At 43.7% G+C, this 19,625-nt stretch carries 18 protein-coding genes; 9 read left to right on the forward strand and 9 right to left on the reverse strand.

The window, feature by feature from the left end; translation table 11 throughout:
* Nucleotides 1–59: 59 nt before the first annotated feature.
* The 4 genes from HMPREF3057_RS00185 to HMPREF3057_RS00200 form a co-directional block, all read right to left on the reverse strand.
* Complete coding sequence (locus HMPREF3057_RS00185) at nt 60–992, reverse strand: DUF4097 family beta strand repeat-containing protein (RefSeq protein ID WP_049477584.1); 933 nt, start codon at nt 990–992, stop codon at nt 60–62.
* Nucleotides 985–1,578 carry a DUF1700 domain-containing protein gene (locus tag HMPREF3057_RS00190; RefSeq protein WP_049477583.1) on the reverse strand — a complete coding sequence of 198 codons (594 nt, stop codon included), beginning with the start codon at nt 1,576–1,578 and terminating at the stop codon, nt 985–987. Before HMPREF3057_RS00190 ends, HMPREF3057_RS00185 begins: the two co-directional genes overlap by 8 nt.
* Entirely contained in the window at nt 1,565–1,891 is a 327-nt protein-coding gene (locus tag HMPREF3057_RS00195) for a PadR family transcriptional regulator (protein ID WP_000273860.1), read from the reverse strand. The genes HMPREF3057_RS00190 and HMPREF3057_RS00195 overlap by 14 nt, the downstream gene beginning before the upstream one ends.
* 135 nt (nt 1,892–2,026) lie before the next feature.
* Entirely contained in the window at nt 2,027–3,193 is a 1,167-nt protein-coding gene (locus HMPREF3057_RS00200) for a CynX/NimT family MFS transporter (RefSeq protein WP_049477582.1), read from the reverse strand.
* A 221-nt stretch (nt 3,194–3,414) separates the two neighbouring features.
* Here HMPREF3057_RS00200 and HMPREF3057_RS00205 point away from each other — a divergent pair, with 221 nt between their 5' ends.
* Nucleotides 3,415–4,245 carry a glycosyltransferase gene (locus HMPREF3057_RS00205; RefSeq protein ID WP_049477581.1) on the forward strand — a complete coding sequence of 277 codons (831 nt, stop codon included), beginning with the start codon at nt 3,415–3,417 and terminating at the stop codon, nt 4,243–4,245.
* Nucleotides 4,246–4,320: 75 nt separating this feature from the next.
* Nucleotides 4,321–6,171, forward strand: coding sequence for a nucleoside-diphosphate sugar epimerase/dehydratase (locus HMPREF3057_RS00210; RefSeq protein WP_070695956.1), 1,851 nt, complete (start codon nt 4,321–4,323; stop codon nt 6,169–6,171).
* Nucleotides 6,172–6,266: 95 nt separating this feature from the next.
* Here the strand turns inward: HMPREF3057_RS00210 and HMPREF3057_RS00215 are convergent, their stop codons facing one another.
* From HMPREF3057_RS00215 to sdaAB, 3 genes are read right to left on the reverse strand one after another with little or no spacing between them, the layout of a single operon-like run.
* A complete protein-coding gene (locus HMPREF3057_RS00215) occupies nt 6,267–6,896 on the reverse strand; it encodes an HAD-IA family hydrolase (protein WP_049490502.1) in 630 nt (209 codons plus the stop codon).
* A gap of 27 nt (nt 6,897–6,923) precedes the next feature.
* Complete coding sequence (gene sdaAA / locus HMPREF3057_RS00220; protein WP_049478962.1) at nt 6,924–7,796, reverse strand: L-serine ammonia-lyase, iron-sulfur-dependent, subunit alpha; 873 nt, start codon at nt 7,794–7,796, stop codon at nt 6,924–6,926.
* A gap of 8 nt (nt 7,797–7,804) precedes the next feature.
* Complete coding sequence (sdaAB, locus tag HMPREF3057_RS00225; RefSeq protein ID WP_000555868.1) at nt 7,805–8,476, reverse strand: L-serine ammonia-lyase, iron-sulfur-dependent subunit beta; 672 nt, start codon at nt 8,474–8,476, stop codon at nt 7,805–7,807.
* 241 nt (nt 8,477–8,717) lie between these two features.
* On the opposite strand from sdaAB, the gene HMPREF3057_RS00230 reads away from it, so the two are divergent.
* The 7 genes from HMPREF3057_RS00230 (at nt 8,718) to mnmG (ending at nt 16,869) form a co-directional block, all read left to right on the forward strand.
* Nucleotides 8,718–9,353, forward strand: a complete 636-nt coding sequence (locus tag HMPREF3057_RS00230) for an aggregation-promoting factor (protein WP_070695958.1) — start codon at nt 8,718–8,720, stop codon at nt 9,351–9,353.
* A 277-nt stretch (nt 9,354–9,630) separates the two neighbouring features.
* Nucleotides 9,631–10,437, forward strand: coding sequence for an ABC transporter substrate-binding protein (locus HMPREF3057_RS00235; protein ID WP_001045245.1), 807 nt, complete (start codon nt 9,631–9,633; stop codon nt 10,435–10,437).
* Nucleotides 10,438–10,452: 15 nt separating this feature from the next.
* Nucleotides 10,453–11,649, forward strand: coding sequence for an argininosuccinate synthase (locus tag HMPREF3057_RS00240; RefSeq protein WP_000031908.1), 1,197 nt, complete (start codon nt 10,453–10,455; stop codon nt 11,647–11,649).
* Between the two features lie 27 nt (nt 11,650–11,676).
* Nucleotides 11,677–13,068 (forward strand): argininosuccinate lyase, encoded by a 1,392-nt coding sequence (gene argH, locus HMPREF3057_RS00245; protein WP_001125690.1) that lies wholly within the window; start codon nt 11,677–11,679, stop codon nt 13,066–13,068.
* Nucleotides 13,069–13,229: 161 nt separating this feature from the next.
* Nucleotides 13,230–14,351: a tRNA 2-thiouridine(34) synthase MnmA gene (gene mnmA / locus HMPREF3057_RS00250; RefSeq protein WP_070695960.1), complete on the forward strand. Its 1,122-nt coding sequence runs from the start codon at nt 13,230–13,232 to the stop codon at nt 14,349–14,351.
* Between the two features lie 140 nt (nt 14,352–14,491).
* Nucleotides 14,492–14,947, forward strand: a complete 456-nt coding sequence (locus HMPREF3057_RS00255; protein ID WP_070695962.1) for an NUDIX hydrolase — start codon at nt 14,492–14,494, stop codon at nt 14,945–14,947.
* An 8-nt stretch (nt 14,948–14,955) separates the two neighbouring features.
* Entirely contained in the window at nt 14,956–16,869 is a 1,914-nt protein-coding gene (gene mnmG / locus HMPREF3057_RS00260; protein WP_070695964.1) for a tRNA uridine-5-carboxymethylaminomethyl(34) synthesis enzyme MnmG, read from the forward strand.
* A 36-nt stretch (nt 16,870–16,905) separates the two neighbouring features.
* On the opposite strand, the gene rnjA is transcribed toward mnmG, so the two are convergent.
* Both rnjA and HMPREF3057_RS00270 read right to left on the reverse strand, forming a co-directional pair.
* Entirely contained in the window at nt 16,906–18,588 is a 1,683-nt protein-coding gene (gene rnjA, locus HMPREF3057_RS00265; protein WP_070695966.1) for a ribonuclease J1, read from the reverse strand.
* Between the two features lies 1 nt (nt 18,589).
* On the reverse strand, nt 18,590–18,823 hold the full coding sequence (locus tag HMPREF3057_RS00270; RefSeq protein ID WP_000639585.1) for a DNA-dependent RNA polymerase subunit epsilon: 234 nt from the start codon (nt 18,821–18,823) through the stop codon (nt 18,590–18,592).
* Nucleotides 18,824–19,625: the final 802 nt, after the last annotated feature.

A 19,625-nucleotide genomic window follows, 5' to 3' on the forward strand; every position in this document is an offset into this window, starting at 1 on the left:
GGAACCTCCTTTTTTATGGTCGTTTTCTATCTTTAGACTAGCAGATGAAAGCGTTTTTGTCAATGGTTGCTAGGTGGAGCAGAGTATTCTTCTTCCTTGGGTAGGTAGATATCCTGATTGGCTTTTGCAATGAGTAGATCTTTGATATCTGCTTTTTCAGTTTTATAAGGGTTGGCAAGTTGATTCTCTTTTTGTCCACGATGTTCTTCTTTGGGTTTATGATAGATACCACCATGCTGAGAAGAAAGATCTAGATTGATACGGTCAGTATCTTTCTGGGAGAGAATGAGGTTTAGAGTGGAATGGGCCTCTAGCTCAACCTTGCCGTGGACCTTGATATTCTCAGCATAGATGTGTTCCCTTTCCGTCTTGACCTGGCTATCTGTAAATTCGGTATCAAAGATATTGATGATATGAGGTGTCGTTAGTGTACTATTCTTGATAGAGCTTTCTGTTATTCTTAAGAGATAGCCTTTTGTTTTGATTGTCGCATTTTCAAGATTGGCTTGACGAATATTGGTTTGTCCACGATTGGCTGAGACGGTGATAGCTTGCAGCCTTCTTCCTTTAGGGAGGGAGAGAATGACTTCGTCAAAACGGTTAGAATAACTGCTGGCAATACGAAGTAGGCCTTCGATTCCTGAACCGAGAAAACGATGTTGGGAGGCTTGTTTGTCAGTGACGCTCAGTGTTTTGTCACTCATGCCAGTAGTCAAATCGTGACGACCAGACACGGAAGGATGATAGGTGATGTGGATCTTGTCATCTACAGACTCTGTGATGGTTAGGCTATGTTCCTCAAGAGCTAAATCAAGTTTTTCCACTTCATTTCCAAAGGTCACTTCTTCGATACGATTGTCATAGACGGGGTCTTTTGACATGGCAAGTAAACTTTGAATACCATTGGACTGCGCGCCTACAATGATCATGATAAAACCGAGGATTGTAGAAACCACACCAAAAATGAGAAATCCTTTTGTCAATTTACGCATGTCTATCACCTCTCTTTCCTTTTTTAAGAATCCATTGCACCAAGCGGACGATTAGGAGGCCAAAGAAACGAGCTACATAGGAGATGCCTAGTAGAACAAGAGAAGAAGCACCAATGGAAAGCAAACCAGCCCCAAAAATCAAGATAAAGGCAGATTTGGCTTCGACTAGGACGCTAAAGCTCTCTACGATAAAAAGTCCACCTAGCATTATACCCGTTACAGAGACGGTAAAGAATGCTAAAATGACGGAGACGGCTGCGATAATAATACCGATGATGGCCATGAGGATGCCGATTCCGACCGGAATTCCGATAGGAGCTACTAGCAGGGCCAGGAGGGCAATGTGTAGCAGTTGGCGGTCATTCTTTTGAGCAGGGGCTTCATTGACTTTTTTATCGAGAAGATCAGAGAGGACATCATGGGCAGCTTCTTTTGGTGTTCCCAGACTGGCAATGAGTTCCTCTTCGCCCTCTGAACCCGCATCGTCAAATAGTTCCTTAAAGTAGTCCATAGCTTCGATGCGGTCAGCTTCAGGCAGTTTATTGAGATAGGTTTCTAACTGAGTCAGATAGTCAGTTCTTGTCATGGCGGATACTCCCTTCTATGATGCCGTTGACGGTGTCGGTATAGAGCGTCCACTCTTCCTTTAGAGTAACGAGCTGCTCTACGCCCCGATTGGTCAAGGAGTAGTATTTGCGCATACGCCCCTGAAACTCTCTAGAGTAGGTGGTGAGAAAGCCACTGGCTTCCAATTTTTTGAGAATGGGATAGAGCGTAGATTCTTTGATATTGGCGATGAGTTTAATGGTTTGGCTAATCTCATAACCATAAGAATCCCCCTGCTCCAGTACAGCCAAGATGAGAAATTCGATCAAGGCAGAGGATGTTGGGAAGTACATGGGAAACCTCCTTTATATTATATAAAAATTTTATATATACTCTTTTCAAATATATTGTATCTCAAGTTGAAAGCCCTGTCAAGAAATATGTGTAAAAATTTTACATATAAAAAACTCCTAGTAAAAACTAGAAGTTTAGAGGATTTTTTCAGCCCGATCTACCATAAAGAGTGAGACAGTCATGATGATGTCAACGACAAGTAGAGCAAGGACAGCCGGAATCCAAGATTGGAAAAGTTCAAAACTGTAACCAAACAAGGCAGGTCCAAAAGCAGCTAAGATGTAGCCCCCTGTTTGCGCTAGTCCTGATAGCTGAGCTGTCTTTTCAGGAGAACTGGTTTTAAGAGAAAAGCAAACCATGAGGTAGGGGAAGAGGGCACTGCAGGCCGTTCCAATCAAGAGATGGACGACTAACCAGTAGAGGAAATTATTGGCTGGATACAAGAGCATGGCAATTCCCATCATACCAGCGATAGAGATAGTTGCCAGCATGATTCGACGATGACCATCTGACAGACGAGTCGTTAGACTTGGAACAGTCATTGAAAAAGGAATGCTGATCAGTGAGAAAATAGAAGCGAGGAGAGCCGCATCACTATTAGAAATACCAGCACTAACAGCCATAGTTGGCAACCATGTCATGCTTGTATAAAAGAGCAAGGACTGAAGTCCGCCAAAGATAATGATAGCCCAGACATCTTTACTTTTTAGAATATTCTCTTTGACTTGCTTTTCTTTTTGGCTTTCTAGGTGGTGGTTGTGGCGATGATTGGGCAACCAGACTAGCAGAGTGACCAGACAGAGAAAGCTGAGAACGAGGATGAGTCCCTTCCAAGAACTAGCTTGGGTGATAGGGACAGAAAGATAAGAAGCGATGGCCGTTGAAACACCCATGGCAGTGACATAGAGAGTTGTTAGGAAACTAATCTTTTGAGGCTGATTTGCCTGAATCATACTAGGTAGAAGAACATTAAAAATAGCAATGCTCGCTCCGACAATCAAGGTCCCTAGATAGAGAAGGGGAAGGTTGAAGATACGAATGACAGAGCCAATAGTTAAGAGAAAGAGACAGTAAGTAAAGAGATGTTCTAGTCCGATTTTTTGTGCCAAGCGACTCGCAAAAGCCGAAAAAAGAGCAAACATCAAGAGAGGGAGACTGGTTAAAATCCCAAGAGAGCTAACCTCCACTCCTAGTCCCTGAGCGATATCTCCTAAAATGGTTGGAAGAGCAGTAAAAGGAGAGCGTAAAACAGTCCCGATTAAGACAATTCCAAGAACAAAAAAGAGTGATTGTTTTTTCATGAAAACCTCGATAAGATGATTTTAATAACAGCTTATTTTAAGGTTTTTTCTATATAATGTCAAGTAGAGAATGGGAGGAAAGCTGGAAAGATTTAACTGAAAATATACAGAAAGGAGACAGCTTTCTTTACTAGAATTTTCCTTGATTTGATATAAAAATAGGAAACTAGGGAATTTTGTGATAAAATAGTGGAAGGAAATCTATATATTGGAGAAAAACTGTGTCTGAAAAGCAAAAAATCAGCGTCTTGATGTCGGTCTATGTAAAGGAAAATCCAACGTTTTTAAGAGATGCCATCAAAAGTGTTCAAAACCAGACCTTAAAACCGAGTGAGCTTGTTCTCGTAGAGGATGGACCTCTCACACCAGAACTCTATCAGGTGCTAGATGAAGTGGAAGCTCAGTCAGACATTCCAGTTAAACGGTGCCCCTTAGAACAAAACCAAGGTTTAGGCTTGGCTCTTCGATACGGTGTTTTACAGTGCCAGTATGACATTATTGCCCGCATGGATACGGATGATTTAGCCGTTCCGGATCGTTTTGAGAAACAGCTTCAGCTAATGGAGAAAGAAGATCTTGATCTCTTAGGTGGGCATATCGCAGAGTTCATTGACAATCCAGATGAGATTGTGTCTTATCGTCGTGTTCCAACCCAGCATGCAGACATTGTGGCTTATCAGAGAATGAGAAGCGCCTTTAACCATATGACAGTCATGTTCAAAAAGGACATGGTCCTCAAGGCGGGCAACTACGAAGATGGCCTTTACATGGAGGATGACCTCCTTTGGCTCAATATGATTGCTGCAGGTGCCAAGACTGGGAACCTAGATCAAATCTTGTGTAAGGTTCGTGTCGGTGCAGGGATGTTTGAGCGTCGAGGTGGCTTGCGTTACCTTAAACTCTATCGTCAAGCTCGCCAACGGATGCTTGAGCGAGGGCAAATTTCTTACATGGAATATGCTAAAAGTGTAGCCATTCAGGCAATTGTTGCACTTTGTCCAGGCTTTGTACGTCAGTTTATCTTCGTCAAACTTTTAAGAAAGAGAAAGTAAGCCCCGATAGACTGAATGATTCAGGTTATCATAACAACAGTATCATCTGACTCTTTTAAGGGGGAGTAAATTCCTATGAATAAAAAACTAACAGATTATGTGATTGATCTGGTTGAAATTTTAAATAAACAGCAAAAACAAGTGTTTTGGGGGATAATCGATATTCTGAGTATGGTGGTTTCTATCATCGTATCTTATATCTTGTTTTATGGCCTTATAAATCCTGCGCCTGTGGATTACGTGATCTACACTCTTTTAGCCTTCCTCCTCTATCAAATCATGATTGCGTTTTGGGGGCTAAATGCTAGTATTAGTCGTTATAGCAAGATTACGGATTTCATGAAAATCTTTTTCGGAGTGATGCTCAGCAGTGTTCTTTCTTATGGAATCTGCTATGCCTTCCTTCCATTGTTTTCTATCCGTTTCATCGTGCTCTTCATTTTGTTGAGTACCTTCCTCATCTTGCTTCCTCGTATCACTTGGCAGTTGATTTATTCCAAACGTAAAAAAGGTAGTGGAGATGGGGAGCATCGTCGTACCTTCTTGATCGGTGCTGGTGATGGTGGTGCCCTCTTTATGAACAGCTACCAACATCCAACTAGCGACCTTGAGCTAGTGGGGATATTGGATAATGATGAAAAGAAAAAGGGACAAAAACTAGGTGGAATCCCAGTTCTGGGCTCTTATGATAATCTACCTGAATTAGCTAAACGTCACCAAATCGAGCGTGTCATCGTAGCGATCCCTTCGCTTGACCCATCAGAGTACGAACGCATCTTGCAGATGTGTAATAAGCTAGGCGTCAAATGTTACAAGATGCCTAAGGTTGAGACAGTCGTTCAAGGACTCCATCAACCAGGCAGTGGTTTCCAGAAAATTGATATCACAGACCTTTTGGGCCGTCAGGAAATTCGTCTCGACGAATCGCGTCTGGGTACTGAGATTACAGGCAAGACCATCCTGGTGACAGGAGCCGGTGGTTCGATTGGTTCGGAGATTTGTCGTCAGGTTAGCCGCTTCAATCCCGAACGTATCGTCTTACTTGGACATGGTGAAAACTCAATCTATCTCGTTTATCATGAATTGATCCGTACATTCCAAGGGATTGATTATGTTCCTGTTATTGCAGATATTCAGGACTATGACCGTCTCTTGCAGGTGTTTGAGCAGTACAAACCAGCCATTGTTTATCATGCTGCAGCCCACAAACACGTTCCGATGATGGAGCGCAATCCAAAAGAAGCCTTCAAGAACAATATCCTCGGTACCTACAATGTTGCCAAGGCTGTTGATGAGGCCAAAGTACCTAAGATGGTCATGATTTCGACTGACAAGGCAGTCAATCCACCAAATGTTATGGGTGCGACTAAGCGCGTGGCAGAATTGATTGTCACTGGCTTTAACCAACGTAGTAAATCAACCTACTGTGCAGTCCGTTTTGGGAATGTTCTGGGTAGTCGTGGTAGTGTGATTCCTGTCTTTGAACGTCAGATTGCTGAAGGCGGTCCTGTAACGGTGACAGACTTCCGTATGACACGTTACTTTATGACCATTCCAGAGGCCAGTCGTCTGGTAATCCATGCTGGCGCTTATGCCAAGGACGGAGAAGTCTTTATCCTCGATATGGGTAAACCAGTTAAGATCTATGACTTGGCTAAGAAAATGGTCCTTCTAAGCGGGCACACAGAAAGTGAAATTCCAATCGTTGAGGTCGGTATCCGCCCAGGTGAAAAACTCTATGAGGAACTCTTGGTTTCGACCGAATTGGTTGATAACCAAGTTATGGACAAGATTTTCGTTGGTAAGGTAAACGTCATGCCGCTAGAAGCCATCGATCAAAAGATTGAAGAGTTCCGTTCACTCAGCGGAGATGAGCTCAAAGAAGCCATCATTTCCTTTGCAAATGAGACAACCCATGCTGAGTAAGAGTGTCTAACAAATTAATTATAAATAAAAGGCCAAGGTTCTGTTTGTACAGGACCTTGGCCTTTTTACTCTGTAATTTCAAATTGTTGTATTATTTATAGTTGCTTAATGATATCATCAATGGTATGGGCAATCCAGTCAGGTTGATAGCTGAGCAAATCAGCCTCTTCTCCAAATCCCCAAGTAACAGCAAACTTTTTAATACCAGTTTCTTGGGCTCCAATCATATCAAACTTGGTATCCCCGATGATGAGGACTTGGTCCGCAGGGAGTTGATGCGTTTGCAAGGCGTAACGGATGACATCCGCCTTGTGTGGCGTTTCAGGACTAGAGCCGTAAATGCCATCAAAGAAATGATGGATTCCCAGATTTTTAGTCATATCATGAGCAGTAGGAGTATTCTTTGTTGTAGTGATGTAGAGAGGGTAGTTTTGCGAAAGCTCTTGAAGCAATTCCGTTATTCGGGGGAAGAGTTGGGCTTCGTGGATGCCTTTTTCCTTGTAGTAAGAGCGGTATATCTGGACGGCCTCCGAGATTTGTTCCTTGGGAAGGCAGGTCGCAAAGCTACTTTCAAGTGGCGGGCCCATGAAACCACGAATGGTTTTGGCATCAGGACTCGGAACTCCTAGCTCTTTAAAGGTATGGGTAAAGGCATTGTGGATCCCGATGGAACTGTCAACCAGGGTTCCGTCTAGATCAAAAAAGATTGCTGAGATAGAGGGCATAGTTTCTCCTAATAGATATAGATAAGCTTATTCTCCGAAGATTTCTTTTTGTAGGCGGCGACCAGTAGGTGTGGCGGCGAGTCCACCCTCGGCCGTTTCACGAAAGGCAGTTGGAAGACTTGATCCGACTTGGTACATGGCATCGATAACTTCATCGACAGGGATCTTAGATTCGATACCTGCCAAGGCCATATCAGCCGCGATAAAGGCAAAGCTAGCTCCCATGGCATTTCGTTTGACACAGGGAACTTCAACCAAACCAGCAACAGGGTCACAGATGAGACCTAGCATATTTTTAATGACAAAGGCGATGGCTTGGCTAGCCTGATAGGGCGTTCCACCTGCGGCCAAAGTCAAGGCTGCGGCACTCATGGCGGAGGCAGAGCCGACTTCGGCCTGACAGCCACCTTCAGCACCCGAGATAGAGGCATTGTTTGCGATAACCAATCCAAAGGCACCAGCAGCAAAGAGGAAATCTAACTGTTCTTCGTGGCTGAGGTCAAGTTTTTGGATAGCAGCAGTGAGAACGGCTGGCAGACAGCCAGCACTTCCTGCGGTTGGAGTGGCACAGACCAAGCCCATCTTCGCATTGTGTTCATTGACCGCGATGGCATTACGGGCTGCTGATAGGATGGTAAAGTCCGACAAGGCCTTGCCACTTTTGAGATGGCGGTCTAGTTTGGCCGCGTCTCCACCCGTTAGGCCACTACGGGATTTATTTTTACTGAGACCGAGCTCGACAGAGGCTTTCATGACTTCTAGATTGCGTTCCATGAGGAGGAGAACTTCTGGCCGTTCCCGACCGGTTAGTTGATATTCTGTCGCAATCATGAGTTCTGCGACATTTCCTTGGAAGTCTAGATCCGCCTGCTCGACCAATTCTTTGATAGAATAAAACATGTTTCCTCCTACTTAAAGAAATTGACATTGTGGAGATGAGGGATTTTTCGGATTTCTTCAATCGCCTCTTCGCAACTTCGACTATCGACTTCGATAATCATAATGGCTTTTTCTCCAGCTTTTTCTCGAGTCACATTCATCTGAGCGATGTTGATATCGAAACGAGAGAGGGCTTCAGTAACATGGGCAATCATACCTGGAACATCTTGATGCACGATGATAATGGTTGGTGTGTTCATGTTGAGAGAGACAGCAAAGCCGTTAAGCTCCGTAACCTGGATATTTCCCCCACCGATGGAAATTCCTGTCACACTGATGGACTTGTGTTCATTCTTCACAGTAATTTTAGTGGTGTTAGGATGAGGAGCGTTGCTGTCTTTCTGAATGGTCCAGACAATCTTGATACCGCGTTTATGGGCAATCTCTAGGCTATTTGGAATGTCGGGATCGTCTGTATCCATACCTAATATACCAGCGACGAGAGCGAGGTCCGTTCCATGACCACGGTAGGTTTTGGCAAATGAGTTAAATAATTGGAATTCGACTTCTGTCGGCGTATCATCAAAGATGGAAGAGACGATTTTCCCGATGCGAACAGCTCCAGCAGTATGGCTACTTGATGGGCCAATCATAACTGGTCCGATAATGTCAAAGACAGATTGAAAACGAAGTGAGTGCATCTGTTTCCCCTTACAAAGATTCTTATATCTATTATATCAAAGAATGGACCTCTGCGCTTATTTCCCTTATCAAAAGCTTAAAATGATTAAAGATAGTATAAAATAAGGTCTTTTGTGACAAAAACCTACTTAAAACGGTAAATATAAAACATTTTTGTAATATTTCTACATAAAACCGTTAAACAACGGTAACATTTAAAAGGTATCATAGATATATCCAATGGAAGGAGAATTTTTAGATATGTCATTAACAACTAAAAAAATTAAAACAACTATCGCAGGAGTAGCAGCTTTGCTTGCTTTCTTTGCTCCATCACTTGCATCTGCCCAAGAAACTGTAACTTACACAGTTAAATCAGGTGATACTCTTTCAGAAATCGCTGAGAAGTACAACACAACTGTTGAAAAATTGGCAGCAAAAAATAACATCAAAGATATTCACCTTATCTATGTTGACCAAGTTTTGGTTATCGAAGGAACAGCTCCATCGACAGCAACTGCAACCGCTGCAGCTTCAACAACAACTTATGAAGCACCAGCAGCTGCGGAAGAAACTGCAGAAGAAGTAACTGAAACAACAACCTATGAAGCGCCAGCTACACCAGCGGTTCCAGCAGCAGAAAGCAACACTGCAGCAGCTTCTACTGTAAGTGGTTCTGAAGCAGAAGCCAAAGAATGGATCGCTCAAAAAGAATCAGGTGGTAGCTACACTGCTACAAACGGACGTTACATCGGACGTTACCAATTGACAGATTCATACTTGAACGGTGACTACTCAGCTGAAAACCAAGAACGTGTAGCAGATGCCTACGTTGCAGGACGTTATGGTTCATGGACAGCTGCCAAGAACTTCTGGCTTAACAATGGTTGGTATTAAGAATACAAGAGTCCTTTAGGGCTCTTTTTTGTTTTTCAAGAACAAAAAGTGTAACGATCTTCTCAGCAATGCTCTATTTGTATAATTCCAACGAAATTCTTCAAATTGTTTTAAAACTCAAATAGTATAAATAAGCTTATTATGTGTAAAAATATATCATATAATAAGCTTTTTCTTGATTTTAATGAAATAAAATACAGTTTTTTCTTGACAAACGAAAATGAGAGGAGTATTATTTATACAACAATAAAGTATAAAAATAAAAGGAGGCTCTTCTATGAATAAAGTGAAGAAGGTGTTGATGACGATGTTTGGTTTGCTTATGTTTCCCTTATTATTTGCTTGTAGTAACGCTCAATCCCAAGGTGTTGAAGCCATTAAGGCTAAAGGAAAATTGGTGGTGGCCCTAAATCCAGAGTTTGCTCCATTTGAATATCAGAAATTGGTCGATGGGAAAAATCAGATTGTAGGTTCAGATGTTGAGCTAGCCAAAGCCATCGCAAAGGAACTAGGTGTAGAAGTGGAGTTCTCTCCAATGAGTTTTGACAATGTACTGGCTAGTCTTGATTCAGGCAAGGCCGATCTTGCCATATCAGGTGTTTCTAAAACGGAGGAGAGAAGTCAAGTTTACGATTTTTCAATTCCCTACTACACTTCGAAAAATAAGGTTATCGTAAGAAAATCTGAATTAACGAATTACCAATCAGTCAAGGATTTGGCTCAGAAAAAGGTTGGAGCGCAGAAAGGCTCTATCCAGGAAACTCTGGCCAAAGAAACCTTGCAGAATGCTTCTCTCGTTTCACTTCCTAAAAATGGAAATTTGATAACAGATTTGAAATCAGGGCAACTGGATGCAGTTATCTTTGAGGAACCAGTGGCGAAAGGCTTTGTAGAGAATAATCCAGACCTAGCCATCGCTGAGTTTGATTTTGACAATGACAAAGAAGATTCCTACGCTGTTGCGATGAAAAAAGACAGTAAAGAATTAAAAGAGGCGGTTGACAAAACCATCCAGAAGTTGAAGGATTCTGGGGAGTTGGACAAATTGATTGACGATGCTTTTAAAGCCTCTATCGAAAAATAGAAAGAAGGATGAGAAATGAGTAAGGAAAAAGTCATTTTAGCCTATTCAGGTGGATTGGATACATCAGTTGCTATTACATGGTTAAAAAAAGACTATGATGTGATTGCTGTTTGTATGGATGTGGGTGAAGGAAAAGATCTGGAATTCATCCACGATAAAGCTCTCAAGGTTGGGGCTGTTGAGTCTTATGTCATTGATGTTAAGGAAGAATTTGCTAATGACTATGTTTTAGTGGCCCTTCAGGCTCATGCCTACTATGAACAGAAGTATCCCTTGGTATCTGCTCTGAGTCGCCCTCTTATTTCAAAAAAACTAGTTGAGATAGCTCATCAGACGGGGGCAACCACAATTGCTCATGGTTGTACAGGTAAGGGAAACGACCAAGTTCGGTTTGAAGTCTCTATTGCGGCTTTGGATCCCAATTTAAAAGTAGTTGCGCCTGTTCGTGAGTGGAAATGGTCTCGTGAAGAAGAAATCCAATATGCCAAAGAAAACGGTGTTCCAGTTCCTGCTGACCTTGACAATCCTTACTCTGTCGATCAAAATCTTTGGGGACGTGCAAATGAATGTGGTGTCTTGGAAAACCCTTGGAACCAAGCGCCAGAAGAAGCATTTGGAATCACATCTTCGCCGGAAGAGGCACCAGACAGTCCAGAATTTATTGACATTGAGTTTAGCTGCGGGGTGCCCATCTCCCTCAATGGTGAGAAGATGAAAGTAGCGGATTTGATTCAAAAGCTAAATGAAATTGCGGGCAAACATGGTGTCGGTCGTATTGACCATGTGGAAAATCGCCTAGTCGGTATTAAGTCAAGAGAGATTTATGAGTGCCCAGGCGCTGTGACTTTATTGGCAGCTCATAAGGAGATTGAAGACTTGACTCTTGTGAGAGAAGTGGCTCATTTCAAACCTATTATCGAAAATGAGTTGTCCAATCTCATCTATAATGCTTTGTGGTTTAGCCCAGCAACTCAGGCTTTGATTGCCTATATCAAGGAGACACAGAAAGTTGTCAATGGAACTGCAAAAGTTAAACTCTATAAGGGGAACGCCCAGGTAGTGGCTCGGAAATCACCAAATTCTCTTTACGATGAAAATTTGGCGACTTATACTAGTGCGGATACTTTTGACCAAGATGCGGCTGTTGGATTTATCAAGCTTTGGGGGCTTCCGACTAAGGTTTATTCAGAAGTTCAGAAAAATGTTGAGTAGTGACGCGATAGAAAGGGACGACAGGATATGCCGAAAAATACAAAATTATGGGGTGGTCGATTTGAAGGCACTGTGGAAGATTGGGTAGAACAGTTCGGTGCGAGTATTTCTTTTGACCACCAGCTGGCAAAATTTGATTTGATGGGTTCCCTAGCTCATGTTCAAATGCTAGGACAGACTGGCATTTTAAGCTTGGAAGAGGCAGAGCAGATCCAAGATGGTCTGCAAGCTTTGTTGCGAGATTTAGAGGCAGGAGAGCTTCATTTTGATATTGCAAATGAAGATATTCATATGAATATGGAAGTGTTGCTGACAGAGAAAATTGGTCCTCTGGCTGGGAAACTACACACGGCTCGTTCTCGGAATGACCAAGTCGCAACGGATATGCACTTATATCTAAAGGAGCAGCTTGGCCATGTCTTGGATAAGTTGGCGAATCTGAACAGTGTTTTGCTGGATTTGGCTGAAAAACATGTGGAAACCATCATGCCAGGTTATACTCATTTGCAACATGCCCAACCGATTAGTTTTGCCCATCATCTCATGGCTTATTATAATATGTTCCAAAGGGATAGCGAGCGCTTTGCATTTAACTTGAAACATACGGACCTATCTCCACTGGGTGCGGCTGCCTTAGCGGGGACAACTTTTCCAATCGATCGTCAATTATCGAGTGATTTATTGGGTTTCCAACAACCCTATACCAATTCCTTGGACGCAGTGAGTGACCGTGATTTTATCTTAGAATTTCTGTCAAATGCCAGCATTTTGATGATGCATATGAGTCGTTTTTGTGAGGAAATCATCAATTGGTGCAGTTTTGAGTATCAGTACATTAGCTTGTCTGATAGCTTTTCAACGGGTTCATCTATCATGCCCCAGAAGAAAAATCCTGATATGGCGGAATTGATTCGAGGGAAGACAGGCCGAGTTTACGGGAACTTGCTTGGGCTATTGACCGTCATGAAGTCTTTGCCTCTGGCTTACAATAAGGATTTGCAAGAGGACAAGGAAGGCATGTTTGATACAGTAGAAACGATTTTAAATTCTCTGGATGTGTTGGCAGGTATGCTATCGAGCATGCAGGTTAATAAGGCCAAAATGCAGCAATCCACAGAGAATGATTTTTCGAATGCGACCGAACTGGCAGATTATTTGGCTGAAAAAGGACTCCCTTTTAGAGAAGCGCATGAAATTGTAGGGAAATTGGTTCTAGACTCTATCAAGCATGGTAAAAACATCCAAGATTGGGATTTGGAGGAGTTGCAAGCCTACCATCCCTTGATTGAAGAGGATATTTATATCTACTTGCGTCCAGAAACCGCTGTTCGGAGACGGAATTCCTTAGGAGGAACCGGCTTTGAGCAAGTGAAATACCAGATAGAACAAGCGAAGAAAGAACTTAAAGGGGAAAATTGATTCGTTTGCAAAGGAAGAAAGAGAGGTTGAGATGATTTATCAGCCTCTTTCTTGTCTTCTCCAACCAAGCGTGTTATAATGAATACTGCTCAAGCGACCTTCAATCGTTAAAGCACACACGACCTTCAATCGTGAATAAACGAATAGATGGGAGACTTACCATGAGTGATAACTCTAAAACACGTGTTGTTGTGGGGATGAGTGGTGGTGTTGATTCGTCGGTGACGGCTCTCTTGCTCAAGGAGCAGGGCTACGATGTGATCGGTATCTTCATGAAGAACTGGGATGACACAGATGAAAACGGCGTCTGTACGGCGACCGAAGATTACAAGGATGTGGCTGCGGTGGCAGACCAGATCGGCATTCCTTACTACTCTGTCAATTTTGAAAAAGAGTACTGGGACCGCGTCTTTGAGTATTTCCTAGCGGAATACCGTGCAGGACGCACGCCAAATCCAGACGTTATGTGTAACAAGGAAATCAAGTTCAAGGCCTTTTTGGACTATGCTATGACCTTAGGCGCAGACTATGTAGCGACGGGGCATTATGCTCGAGTGGCGCGTGATGAGGATGGCATCGTTCACATGCTTCGTGGCGTGGACAATGGCAAGGACCAGACCTATTTCCTCAGTCAACTTTCGCAAGAACAACTCCAAAAAACCATGTTCCCCTTGGGACATTTGGAAAAGCCTGAAGTTCGCAGACTAGCTGAAGAAGCAGGACTTGCGACTGCTAAGAAGAAAGACTCGACAGGGATTTGCTTTATCGGAGAAAAGAACTTTAAAAACTTTCTCAGCAACTATCTGCCAGCCCAGCCTGGTCGCATGATGACTGTGGATGGTCGCGATATGGGTGAGCATGCAGGCCTGATGTACTATACGATTGGTCAGCGTGGCGGTCTCGGTATCGGTGGGCAACACGGTGGTGACAATGCCCCTTGGTTCGTTGTCGGAAAAGACCTAAGCAAGAATATCCTCTATGTCGGCCAAGGTTTCTACCATGACTCGCTCATGTCAACCAGCCTAGAGGCCAGTCAGGTTCACTTTACTCGTGACATGCCAGAGGAATTTACGCTAGACTGTACGGCTAAATTCCGCTACCGTCAGCCTGATTCTAAGGTGACAGTACATGTCAAAGGAGATAAGGCAGAAGTTATCTTTGCGGAACCGCAACGCGCCATCACACCAGGACAGGCAGTTGTCTTTTACGATGGCGAAGAGTGCCTAGGTGGTGGCCTGATTGACAATGCTTATCGAGATGGACAAGTTTGTCAGTACATTTAGATTGACAAATTTTCTCAATTTGCTACAATAATAAAAGCAATAGAAATGATGGTCAAAGCTCATGGATGTTGCAGGCTTTTTTGTCCTGCACTTCTTACGAGTTTTGACTGTTTTTGTGTCGTTTAAGGGAAAGGACAAAAATGACTCAACAAGACTTTCGGACAACAGTGGGAGACACGGTCTTTGGTGTTCGGGCGGCAGCCTTGATTCTCCAAAATGGCAAGCTCCTAGTTACCAAAGATAAGGGCAAGTATTACACTATTGGCGGTGCGATTCAAGTTAATGAAATCACGGAAGACGCGGTAGTTCGTGAAGTGAGGGAAGAATTAGGTGTCCGAGCTCAAGCTGGACAGCTAGCTTTTGTGGTTGAAAATCGTTTTGAACAAGACGGTGTTTCCTATCACAACATCGAGTTTCATTACCTGGTGAACTTGCTGGAGGACGCCCCATTGACCATGCAGGAAGACGAAAAAATGCAGCCTTGTGAGTGGATTGACTTGGATGAACTCCAGAATATCCAGCTAGTTCCAACCTTTTTAAAAACAGCCCTGCCAGATTGGGACGGCCAACTAAGACACATTCATCTTGAGGAATAGGAGAGAAAATGACTTATAATTTTACGGAAGAATACGATATTATTGTAATCGGTGCGGGACACGCTGGGGTGGAGGCATCTCTAGCTGCTAGCCGTATGGGCTGTAGGGTCTTGCTTGCGACCATCAACATTGAAATGCTGGCTTTCATGCCTTGTAACCCTTCTATCGGTGGTTCTGCCAAGGGGATTGTCGTGCGTGAAGTCGATGCCCTCGGTGGCGAGATGGCTAAAACCATTGACAAGACTTACATCCAGATGAAGATGCTCAACACTGGGAAGGGGCCAGCTGTCCGTGCCCTTCGTGCGCAAGCTGACAAAGAGCTTTACTCTAAGGAGATGCGCAAGACAGTTGAAAATCAAGAGAATCTCACCCTTCGTCAAACCATGATTGATGAGATTTTGGTCGAAGATGGAAAGGTTGTTGGTGTGCGTACAGCTACTCATCAAGAATATGCTGCTAAAGCTGTTATCGTGACGACAGGGACTGCACTCCGTGGGGAAATCATCATCGGAGACCTCAAGTATTCGTCAGGTCCTAACCACAGTCTGGCTTCGATTAACCTTGCTGACAATCTCAAGGAACTGGGACTCGAAATTGGTCGTTTCAAGACAGGAACCCCTCCACGTGTCAAGGCTTCCTCTATCAATTACGATGTGACAGAGATTCAGCCAGGAGATGAAGCGCCAAATCACTTCTCCTACACTTCACGTGATGAGGACTATGTCAAGGACCAGGTGCCATGCTGGTTGACCTACACCAACGGTACCAGTCATGAGATTATCCAAAACAACCTCCACCGTGCGCCTATGTTTACAGGTGTGGTCAAGGGAGTGGGACCTCGTTACTGTCCGTCAATTGAAGACAAGATTGTGCGCTTTGCAGACAAGGAACGTCACCAACTCTTCCTTGAGCCAGAAGGGCGCAATACAGAGGAAGTCTATGTCCAGGGTCTTTCAACCAGTCTACCTGAGGATGTCCAACGTGATTTGGTTCATTCCATCAAAGGTTTGGAAAATGCTGAAATGATGCGTACTGGTTATGCCATTGAGTACGACATGGTCTTGCCACACCAGTTGCGTGCGACTCTGGAAACCAAGAAAATCTCAGGACTCTTTACTGCTGGTCAGACAAATGGAACGTCAGGTTACGAAGAAGCTGCTGGCCAAGGGATTATCGCTGGTATCAATGCGGCTCTAAAAATACAAGGCAAACCTGAGTTGATTTTGAAGCGCAGCGACGGTTATATCGGAGTGATGATTGACGACTTGGTAACTAAGGGAACCATTGAACCTTACCGTCTCTTGACCAGTCGTGCAGAATACCGTCTCATCCTCCGTCATGACAATGCCGATATGCGTTTGACAGAGATGGGGCGCGAGATTGGCCTTGTGGACGATGAACGCTGGGCCCGCTTTGAAATCAAGAAAAATCAACTTGACAATGAGATGAAGCGCCTAGACAGTATCAAACTCAAGCCAGTCAAAGAAACCAATGCTAAGGTTGAGGAAATGGGCTTCAAGCCGTTGACAGATGCGGTTACAGCCAAGGAATTCCTTCGCCGTCCAGAAGTTTCTTACCAAGATGTGGTGGCCTTCATAGGGCCAGCTGCCGAGGACTTGGATGACAAGATTATCGAATTGATTGAAACAGAGATCAAGTACGAAGGCTATATTTCCAAAGCCATGGATCAGGTTGCCAAGATGAAACGCATGGAAGAAAAACGCATTCCAGCTAATATTGACTGGGATGATATTGACTCCATTGCAACAGAAGCCCGCCAGAAGTTCAAACTTATCAATCCAGAAACTATCGGCCAAGCCAGTCGTATTTCGGGAGTGAATCCAGCAGATATTTCTATTCTGATGGTGTATCTCGAAGGTAAAAATCGTAGTATTTCTAAAAATCAAGAAAAGAAAGCATAGAAAAAACAGCTCCGAAGACGGGGCTGTTTTGTTGATTTATTCTTCTTCATCTGGTGTGAGGATCATCGGGATGATGATTGGTTCACGTTCTGTATTTTCATAGAGGAAAGGACGAATGGCGTTGACAATAGCACCATTGATGGATTGTATGCTGGCGTCCTTATTTTTCAATGCGATACGAATAGCATTGAAGAGGATGCGCTGGCTTTGGCGAATCAAGTCTCCAGATTCTCTCATGTAGACAAAGCCTCGGCTGAGGATATCAGGACCAGACAAGATCATTTTAGACTTGAAGTCAACAGTTGCGACTGCTAGAACGACACCGTCTTCGGATAGATCACGACGATCTTTGAGGACAGCAGCGCCGATTTCACCGATACGATTTCCATCAACATAGATGTCTTGCGCGTTGAAATGGCCTGCGATACGGGCAGAGTTAGCAGTAAGGGCAAGCACATCACCATTGCTCATGATAAAGATATTGTCCTTCTCGACACCAGTATCCACCGCTAGTCCAGCATGGACTTTCTGCATACGGTATTCACCATGGACAGGCATGAAGTATTTGGGCTTGATCAAGCGGAGCATGAGTTTTTGCTCTTGCTGACCACCGTGTCCAGAGGTGTGGATATTGTTGATTTTACCGTGGATAACTTCAACACCAGCTTCTGAAATGATGTTAATCAGCTTGTTGACGCTAGTCGTATTTCCAGGGATTGGACTTGAAGAGAAGATAACGGTATCGCCGGGTTGGAGTTGCACCTGACGATGAGTTCCATTAGCGATACGAGAGAGGGCTGCCATCGGCTCCCCTTGACTACCTGTACAGAGAATCAGAACCTCGCCTGCAGGATAGTCTTTGATTTCATTTGGCTCGATAAAGGTTCCCTTAGGAGCTTTGATGTAGCCAAGCTCGATACCGTTGACAATGGCCTTTTCCATCGAACGTCCAAAGACCGCAATCTTGCGTCCAGTCTTAACAGCGGCATCCGTTGCTTGCTGGAGACGGAAGATATTTGAGGCAAAGGATGCAAAGATGATACGTCCTTCAATACCTTGAATGATCTTCATGATGGACTGACCAACGACTTTTTCAGAGTTGGTAAAGGTTGGCACTTCTGCATTTGTCGAGTCAGAGAGGAGGCAGAGCACACCCTCTTCACCAAGGGCTGCCATCCGGTGCAAGTCCGCTGGTTCACCAACTGGGGTGAAGTCGAACTTGAAGTCACCTGTACAGACGATTTTCCCTTGAGGGGTATGAATGACAATCCCTAAAGGCTCTGGAATGGAGTGAGTGGTTCTAAAGAAAGTTGCCTTGAGATTTTTAAAGGTCAACTCAGTGTTGTGATTGATTTCGTAAAGTTTGGCGTTGCGCAAGAGGCCGTGTTCTTCGAGTTTTCCACGGATCAAAGCCAAGGCAAGTGGCCCAGCGTAGATAGGGACATTTGCTTGCTTGAGCAGGAAGGGAATCCCACCGATGTGGTCCTCGTGTCCGTGTGTGATCAAGACAGCCTTGACGCGGTCGATATTGTCCACGATGTAAGAGTAGTCGGGGATAACGTAGTCGATACCCAGCAAGTCATCTTCTGGGAATTTAATCCCAGCATCGACGATGATAATTTCGTCTTGGTATTCAATTCCGTAAGTGTTTTTCCCGATTTCTCCCAGACCACCGATGGCAAAAACGCCGACTTCTTCAGGTTTAAGAGTGTAGGCCATATTAGAACTCCGTAATCTCGAAAGCGCCAGTTTCTTTTTCGTAATCTAGCAATTTGTCAGACAAGAGTTCGATAAATTCGATATTGTACTCTGGGCGATTTTCTTCGACAAGTTGGCGAGCAGCGATACGGCCCTCAAGTTCTGAGCTGGCATCGATGTCTAGGTAAAGTGAGCGTGTTGTTTCACGACGTGGGCTACGTTCTTTTGTTTCTTGATAAAAAACTTTGTAAATCATATAGTTCCTTTCTATTTACAGGTCAGCTTATTCCAAACTTTTAGTAGAGATTTGCTTGATTTCATTCCATTTTGTGTCTAGATTGACCTTGATTCGTTACAATTATTTCAATTATACCACAAAATGAAAAATTAGTAAAAGACGGAAATGGAGAAAGTCGGGAGGGGAAGAAGGAACAAAAAGACAGGTAGGATTTGGTCGGAGAGCACTTAGGTGTTATAATTAAAGGGGGAATCTAAAGAGATAGTAGATTTAAGGAAGAATACAGTTCTAGTTTCATTAATCGTTGGAGTGGATGGTTGGGACAGAATGATATCTTTGAAAAAAGAAAAAGCTCTTGAGAAATCTCAAGAGCAAATAAAAAGGCTGAGACAAAACTCGGGGATTTTCCTGGAGCAGTCCAGATGGCAGCACCTCTACCTGAAGCGAATGCATCGCAACCTTTGAATGACTTGTCACCAAATCAAACTCGATCTCAGCCTTTACTTAATTCTATCATCTATGAGGCTAAGAAGTCAATCTATAAGTATAACGATGTAGAAATAGCATGGAGTGGAGCGCTTACTAAAAGGTAAAGACAAGCACTTAATTTAAGAGTAAGCAAAAAGAGAGGACCAATGGTAGTCAGGGGTCTTTACAGCTCAAAGCTGAGGGCAGTCCCACACCCGTACCAGAAGTTGGTACCTTTGAACGCTCTGTCACCAGTCGCCCTATGTTATCCTCTCGATATTTATACTTTACTATAACTTACTGAGGGAATCAACTTTAAAAGCATCAAAAAGCTCCTGACCGAAGTCAAGAG

The organism is Streptococcus sp. HMSC072D05, from assembly GCF_001815805.1.
In the GTDB taxonomy this organism is placed as follows: domain Bacteria; phylum Bacillota; class Bacilli; order Lactobacillales; family Streptococcaceae; genus Streptococcus.

Coding starts and splice junctions, on each gene's coding strand:
- HMPREF3057_RS00210 (WP_070695956.1), top strand. CDS start 4,321: ATGAATAAAAAACTAACAGATTATGTGATTGATCTGGTTGAAATTTTA.
- HMPREF3057_RS00195 (WP_000273860.1), bottom strand. CDS start 1,891: ATGTACTTCCCAACATCCTCTGCCTTGATCGAATTTCTCATCTTGGCT.
- HMPREF3057_RS00185 (WP_049477584.1), bottom strand. CDS start 992: ATGCGTAAATTGACAAAAGGATTTCTCATTTTTGGTGTGGTTTCTACA.
- sdaAB (WP_000555868.1), bottom strand. CDS start 8,476: ATGCACTCACTTCGTTTTCAATCTGTCTTTGACATTATCGGACCAGTT.
- HMPREF3057_RS00230 (WP_070695958.1), top strand. CDS start 8,718: ATGTCATTAACAACTAAAAAAATTAAAACAACTATCGCAGGAGTAGCA.
- sdaAA (WP_049478962.1), bottom strand. CDS start 7,796: ATGTTTTATTCTATCAAAGAATTGGTCGAGCAGGCGGATCTAGACTTC.
- HMPREF3057_RS00190 (WP_049477583.1), bottom strand. CDS start 1,578: ATGACAAGAACTGACTATCTGACTCAGTTAGAAACCTATCTCAATAAA.
- HMPREF3057_RS00215 (WP_049490502.1), bottom strand. CDS start 6,896: ATGCCCTCTATCTCAGCAATCTTTTTTGATCTAGACGGAACCCTGGTT.
- HMPREF3057_RS00240 (WP_000031908.1), top strand. CDS start 10,453: ATGAGTAAGGAAAAAGTCATTTTAGCCTATTCAGGTGGATTGGATACA.
- HMPREF3057_RS00200 (WP_049477582.1), bottom strand. CDS start 3,193: ATGAAAAAACAATCACTCTTTTTTGTTCTTGGAATTGTCTTAATCGGG.
- mnmA (WP_070695960.1), top strand. CDS start 13,230: ATGAGTGATAACTCTAAAACACGTGTTGTTGTGGGGATGAGTGGTGGT.
- HMPREF3057_RS00270 (WP_000639585.1), bottom strand. CDS start 18,823: ATGATTTACAAAGTTTTTTATCAAGAAACAAAAGAACGTAGCCCACGT.
- rnjA (WP_070695966.1), bottom strand. CDS start 18,588: ATGGCCTACACTCTTAAACCTGAAGAAGTCGGCGTTTTTGCCATCGGT.
- mnmG (WP_070695964.1), top strand. CDS start 14,956: ATGACTTATAATTTTACGGAAGAATACGATATTATTGTAATCGGTGCG.
- HMPREF3057_RS00255 (WP_070695962.1), top strand. CDS start 14,492: ATGACTCAACAAGACTTTCGGACAACAGTGGGAGACACGGTCTTTGGT.
- HMPREF3057_RS00235 (WP_001045245.1), top strand. CDS start 9,631: ATGAATAAAGTGAAGAAGGTGTTGATGACGATGTTTGGTTTGCTTATG.
- argH (WP_001125690.1), top strand. CDS start 11,677: ATGCCGAAAAATACAAAATTATGGGGTGGTCGATTTGAAGGCACTGTG.